This is a genomic window from Meiothermus rufus DSM 22234 (assembly GCF_000423425.1).
Taxonomy (GTDB): domain Bacteria; phylum Deinococcota; class Deinococci; order Deinococcales; family Thermaceae; genus Meiothermus; species Meiothermus rufus.
The window spans coordinates 1-4,763 of record NZ_AUHY01000103.1 but is presented as its reverse complement, the minus strand read 5'-3'; the positions used below and the strand labels follow the sequence as shown (position 1 = coordinate 4,763).

Annotated in this window: 7 protein-coding genes; 2 read left to right on the top strand and 5 right to left on the bottom strand. The window is 65.4% G+C overall.

Translation table 11 applies throughout. From position 1 onward, the window contains the following. Positions 1 to 37 precede the first annotated feature (37 nt). The 4 genes from G552_RS15620 to G552_RS0113385 all read right to left on the bottom strand — a co-directional run bounded on the left by G552_RS15620 (position 38) and on the right by G552_RS0113385 (position 2,611). Complete coding sequence (locus G552_RS15620; protein WP_051195827.1) at positions 38 to 1,621, bottom strand: DEAD/DEAH box helicase family protein; 1,584 nt, start codon at positions 1,619 to 1,621, stop codon at positions 38 to 40. Between the two features lie 90 nt (positions 1,622 to 1,711). Next, positions 1,712 to 1,942: a DUF4926 domain-containing protein gene (locus G552_RS0113395; protein WP_027883466.1), complete on the bottom strand. Its 231-nt coding sequence runs from the start codon at positions 1,940 to 1,942 to the stop codon at positions 1,712 to 1,714. After that, positions 1,939 to 2,376 carry a DUF6883 domain-containing protein gene (locus G552_RS15895; protein ID WP_051195826.1) on the bottom strand — a complete coding sequence of 146 codons (438 nt, stop codon included), beginning with the start codon at positions 2,374 to 2,376 and terminating at the stop codon, positions 1,939 to 1,941. The genes G552_RS0113395 and G552_RS15895 overlap by 4 nt, the downstream gene beginning before the upstream one ends. A gap of 25 nt (positions 2,377 to 2,401) precedes the next feature. After that, the gene (locus tag G552_RS0113385; protein ID WP_027883465.1) at positions 2,402 to 2,611 is read right to left on the bottom strand and encodes a helix-turn-helix domain-containing protein; all 210 of its coding nucleotides are present in this window, start codon (positions 2,609 to 2,611) and stop codon (positions 2,402 to 2,404) included. A 177-nt stretch (positions 2,612 to 2,788) separates the two neighbouring features. On the opposite strand from G552_RS0113385, the gene G552_RS0113380 reads away from it, so the two are divergent. Next, positions 2,789 to 3,664: a hypothetical protein gene (locus tag G552_RS0113380; protein ID WP_027883464.1), complete on the top strand. Its 876-nt coding sequence runs from the start codon at positions 2,789 to 2,791 to the stop codon at positions 3,662 to 3,664. Positions 3,665 to 3,723: 59 nt separating this feature from the next. Here G552_RS0113380 and G552_RS16425 read toward each other — a convergent pair whose 3' ends face one another. After that, positions 3,724 to 4,050: a hypothetical protein gene (locus G552_RS16425; protein WP_156890757.1), complete on the bottom strand. Its 327-nt coding sequence runs from the start codon at positions 4,048 to 4,050 to the stop codon at positions 3,724 to 3,726. A gap of 186 nt (positions 4,051 to 4,236) precedes the next feature. Between G552_RS16425 and G552_RS0113370 the strand changes: the two genes are divergently transcribed. Continuing rightward, positions 4,237 to 4,763 (top strand): helix-turn-helix domain-containing protein (locus G552_RS0113370; protein WP_036270974.1); only part of this gene is annotated, 527 nt, incomplete at its 3' end.

Genomic DNA, 4,763 nt, shown 5'->3' with positions numbered 1-4,763 from the left:
TAGTCCAGGTCATCGCACTTCGGTGGGTTCATGGGCATCACCCCCTTTGGAGAAGCTTGGCTAAGCACTCTCCTCCTAGCACACAGAAGAATGTCCAGTCAACTGCAACTGCGTAAGTCCTAAGGGAATCTACCTTGGGGGCCTGGCCGTTCTCCCGGCACCATTCGGCGTAGAGGTTGCCCATCTCCCGGGCCACGGCCTGGGCGTGGGCGTCGCGCACGCAGAAGATCACCGTCTTCTGCTCTGGCCCCCCGGTCTCCAGCAGCCGCTGGAAGAGGTCGGCGCACATGGCCTTGACCCGGTCGGGGAGCATGATGCGGTCCTCGAAGCTGGTCTTCTCGTAAAGCTCCTCCAGCTCCTCGCGGCTTAAGGGCCGACCGGTGATGGCGTCCACGGGTTTGAGCGCCAGGATCTGATCGATGCTCAGCCCGGTCTCGTCGATGTCCACCTGGGCCCGCACCACCTCGCAGGCGGCCAGATAGCCGTCCTCGATGCCCTGTGCGAGGTCATATTCGTAGACCGGCTCCCCGAAGTGGCGGATGTTGTCGGCGGTGATGGCCTCGTCCTCGAGGGCCCCTGCGGTCTTCTCCGGGAGCTTGAGCTGCCGGGGGGTGGCGGTCAGGCCGATCTGCACCGCGTCCGGGTTCCTCAGGAGCACTTGGCTCCACTTGCCCCAGGCGCTGCGGTGGCACTCGTCGATGATGATGTGGCTGAAGTAGTTCTCGGGGTAGTGCTCGAGCAAGAAGTTGGCCGTGCCGTCCTCGTTGCCCACGTCCAGGGTCTGGTAGGTCGCGATGTGGATGCGGGCGTTCTTGGCGTGGTTGCTGCCGTCGGGGTTGCGTTTGACCTCGGCGGCGTCGGTCCCGAAGACGTTGGTGAAGGCGGCGAGGGCCTGCTGCCGCAGCTCGTCCCGGTCGCAGATGAACAGTGCCCGGCGCAGTTGTCCTGCGTCGGCGACGCGCTTCAGAAGCTGCACGGCGATGAAGGTCTTCCCTGCTCCGGTCGCCAGGGTGAGCAAGGCCCGGCCCGGCTTCTCCTGGGTGGCGTCCCTGGCCAGCTTCTCCAAGGTGGCGCGGATGGCGGCATCCTGGTAGTAGCGCCGGGTGCCTTCTCCCCCCGGATACCGCACCAGAAGGGGGCGGGCCGCCGGGCTGTCCAGGCGGAAGCCCATCATGGCCTCGTAGCGCGCCCGGAGCTCCTCCGGGGTGGGAAACTCGCTCATGGGACGAGGCTCGGAGGTCAGGCCGGTGCTCCGGTCGAACATGACCCAGAAGTACCCGTTGGACGAGAACACGAAGGGCACGTTCAGCCGTTTGGAGTCGGCGTAGAGCCGGGCCTGCTCGAGGCCGTGGTCGGGGGGAAGCTGGTTCTTCTTCGCCTCCAGCAGGGCCACCGCGACGGGCTGGGCGTCCGGCGTCACCCGCACGCGGAGGGTGTAGTCGGTCCGGCCCCGGCGGCGTTTGCCCCGGCCGTCCACGATGTCGATCGCCCCCGCGGTCTCCTCCCGGCGGATGTGGGCTTCGGTCCACCCGCGCAGGCGTAGCGCGGGATCGATGAGCTTCGAGCGGGTGTCGGACTCGGATAAGCGCTCGTCGCGGTAGTCGGAGTCAGGCGGAAACATAGTTGGCAGCTTTATTTACCGAGGCGCTTCTGGATTGCCTGCTGTAGCTCTGTGTCGGAATTAAGCTGTGCTAGTAACGCTCGCAATACCTCACGCGACCTCCGCCCGGCGTACGTGGAGCAGGTCGCCCTCCTCCACCGCCCGCACTTCCTCGGGGGCGAGGGTGAGCACCCCCAGGGTGTGGCCGGTGAGGGTGGCGAACTCCACCTCGTAGCCCTCACCCTCCCCCCAGACGTGCACCACCGTGCCCACATCCCCGGCCTCGAGGCCGAGTTCCGGCTTGTCCACCCGGAGCACCACGCTGTCCAGCTCGCGGATCATCCTCTTCCTCCCTCCGCGGGATAGGCCGTGACCAGCCGCGCCCGGGCGTACCGCGTAGCGGTCCCAACGGGAATCTGCCCACGAGTGCACGGCTCCGCCCCCCCGCAGCCCTCCCCGACCCACACGCTCACCACGCGGGCGCTGCCCCGTGGACCCAAGTGAAGCCGCTCCGGCGGCCCGGCGATGCCGGTACTCAGGAGCTTCCCCCGAGCGGCCCACTTGAGGCCGAAGGCGGTAGCCTCCTCCTGCACCTCGGGGGTCACGCGGGCCTGTAGTTTGAGGGCCTCCGCCAAGTCCAGGGGGTTCTCGGCGGTGAAGCCCAGCGCCGCGAAGAACCGGGCCTTGTGCCGGCCCAAGGGGTGGGTGGGGGAGAGCAGGTAGTCGGTGAGCTTCCGCAAGGGCACCTCCAGCTCCATCTCGGCCAGGGGGTTCACCGCTTTCCCCCGGAGGCGGCCGTCCTCACGGCTTGGCCTCCCCCTCCTTCACGCGGTCGAAGGCCTCGAGGGCCTCCTTCCCGCCCAGCAGCCGGGCGGCCTCCTCGCGGGGCACCCGCCAGGTTCGCCCTACCCGCACGCCCCGGATCTCGCCCCCTCGCAGGCGCTTGCGGATGGCCTCCTCGCTGACCTTGAGGGTCCGGGCCAGCTCCTCCACGGTGTAGTAGAGCCCCACGGGCGCATCTTACCCAACCGGGGCAACCCGGGCAATGGGCGCTGGCACCGGTGCCGTCATGGCTGCCTCATTCAAGGCGGCCCGCGCGGTGTGCGGAAAAGGACGTGGCGTGCAAGCTTTGTTGTACACTGTAAAAAGGCCAGACTTCGAAGAGTCTGGCCGTACGGTGAGGTGGATATGCGAAGCGTCGTTGGGATCTATTCTGCAGCCTTGACGTTGCTGCTTTCCTGGTCTTTTGCCCAGCAGGTGAACCTGCCCAAACCTTCGGGGCCCGTTGTGGAGGTGTTTTCGGAGACGCTCAACGCCACCTTCAGGCTCCAGGGCTGTGCCCGGGATCAAGAGGATAAGGCGGTCTGCTCCCTCCAGATTCAGAGCAACGCCCGTACCAACCAGCAGGTCACCGTTCAGCATCAGAGCATTCGGGCCATCTCCGCCCGGGGTTTCAGCTACCCGGGGTATTTGAGCGTAGAGGGAGGTCGGCTAGAGGCCGCCCGCAGCACCTTTGCCCTCCCTGCCGGGAACCGCGCGGTAGGGAAGCTGGTGTTTCCCTCGGTGCCCAAGGAGGAAAGCTTCCTCGCGGTCATCTACCTGGGGGGCGTGGAACTGCGCGGGATTCCCATCGGTCAGGCCCAGGCCCCGCAGGTTCAGGCCCCGGCGCAGAGCCCTTCCGCTCCGGCGGGTGGCGTGTGGGACTACAAAAAGTTTACCGTGGGGCCCTTTACCTTCGAACTGAAGGAGGGTCCCAGAGTCAAATGCTGTTACGAAATGGTGTTTGCTTACTCGGTGACGGCCTCGCAAGACGCCAGGCTGCAGATGCGCTTCAATGGTGCCCGTACCATCCTCTCGGGAGGGTGGCAGGGTGGAGGTGGCTACTTTGAAGTTACAGGTGGCCGAACGGATTTCCTCGCAGGGATCCCCCTGAACACCTGGATCTACCTGCGTGCTTCTGAAGGAACCGGTGGATCCGACCAGATCCTCTACACCGAGTTTGAGGTCTTTGACGGGAAGGACTGGCAGAAGGTGGTCTTCAGAAACGTTCCCATTCAGAGGTAGCCGTTATTCAGTGCCATGGGGCCGGGGAAACCCGGCCTCAACTGCTGCAGGGTGCGCTTTCAGGTTCCTGGGGGCAGCCTGGGAAGATCCGCCTGGTGTTGGGGTTGGCTCTGCGAAGCTTGCTCCGTGCGGATGGCCTGTGCCCACTGGCGTACCCTCTCCTCCACGCCCCAGAACAGGCATAGCTCGCTCAGGGCGCTTACCCGGCGGTAGACTTCTCTGCTCACCGGGAGCGGGGCCCCGTCCCGCCCCTGCCCCTCGAGGCACTCCGCCAAGAGCAGCACCGCCTCCTCGCCCAGGTCGGTCCTCCCCTTGGGGATCCCCAGGAGGTCCATCAGGGCTTGCAGCATCGGGTCGCTCAGTATCATGCCGTGATGTACTTCCACACCTCCCCCATTCCCTTGTAGAGCCCCACGGGCGCATCTTACCCAACTTGGCAAATAGGGGCAAACTGAAGTCAGTAATTGCTGATTGCAGTAACTACTGATGAACCTGGACGGACACATGTGAGACTCTAGAAGCCCCAGGTGGGATAAAAAGAGGGGGACCGACTCCTGAAGGAGGTCCCCCAAGTGCAGCTTACCACGGTTGGCAAAGCGATATGGCAAGGAGCGAGGAAGGCCCAGGAGCTGGGAGCGGCCGGAGCCAGCGACCCCCTGGTCCAGGAACGGCTACGCAAGCTCAAGCAGGTGGAGGCGTTCAGGAAGCACGGGGTGAGCTGGCCCGAGATCCAGGCCCTGGTGGGGATCAGCCGGGCCACCTATTACCGCTGGCGGAGGAGGCTCAAGGGCCAAGGGCTTAAAGGCCTTCTTCCGAAACCCAAACGACCCAGACGCCTACGGCGGAAGGTGCACTGGACCTCCGAACTCCTCATCGCAATCGAAGACTTGCGGAGACAAAACCGCACCTGGGGCCGCTGGCCGATCTGGTGGAGTTTGAGGAAGCGAGGCTTTGGGGTGAGCGAACGCACCGTGGGCCGTATCCTGGCCCACCTGGAAGCGCACGGCCGCGTTGAAGGCGTGGCCGCCTTCCTGGCCCGGGCAAAGCGGGGGAAGACCAGGCGGAAGAGCCATCGTCCCTACGCGCGGAGGAAACCCAA

What these genes read in the sequence shown, in the direction of transcription:
- G552_RS15620 (WP_051195827.1), bottom strand. Translation starts at nt 1,621, where the DNA reads ATGTTTCCGCCTGACTCCGACTACCGCGACGAGCGCTTATCCGAGTCC.
- G552_RS0113395 (WP_027883466.1), bottom strand. Translation starts at nt 1,942, where the DNA reads ATGATCCGCGAGCTGGACAGCGTGGTGCTCCGGGTGGACAAGCCGGAA.
- G552_RS0113380 (WP_027883464.1), top strand. Translation starts at nt 2,789, where the DNA reads ATGCGAAGCGTCGTTGGGATCTATTCTGCAGCCTTGACGTTGCTGCTT.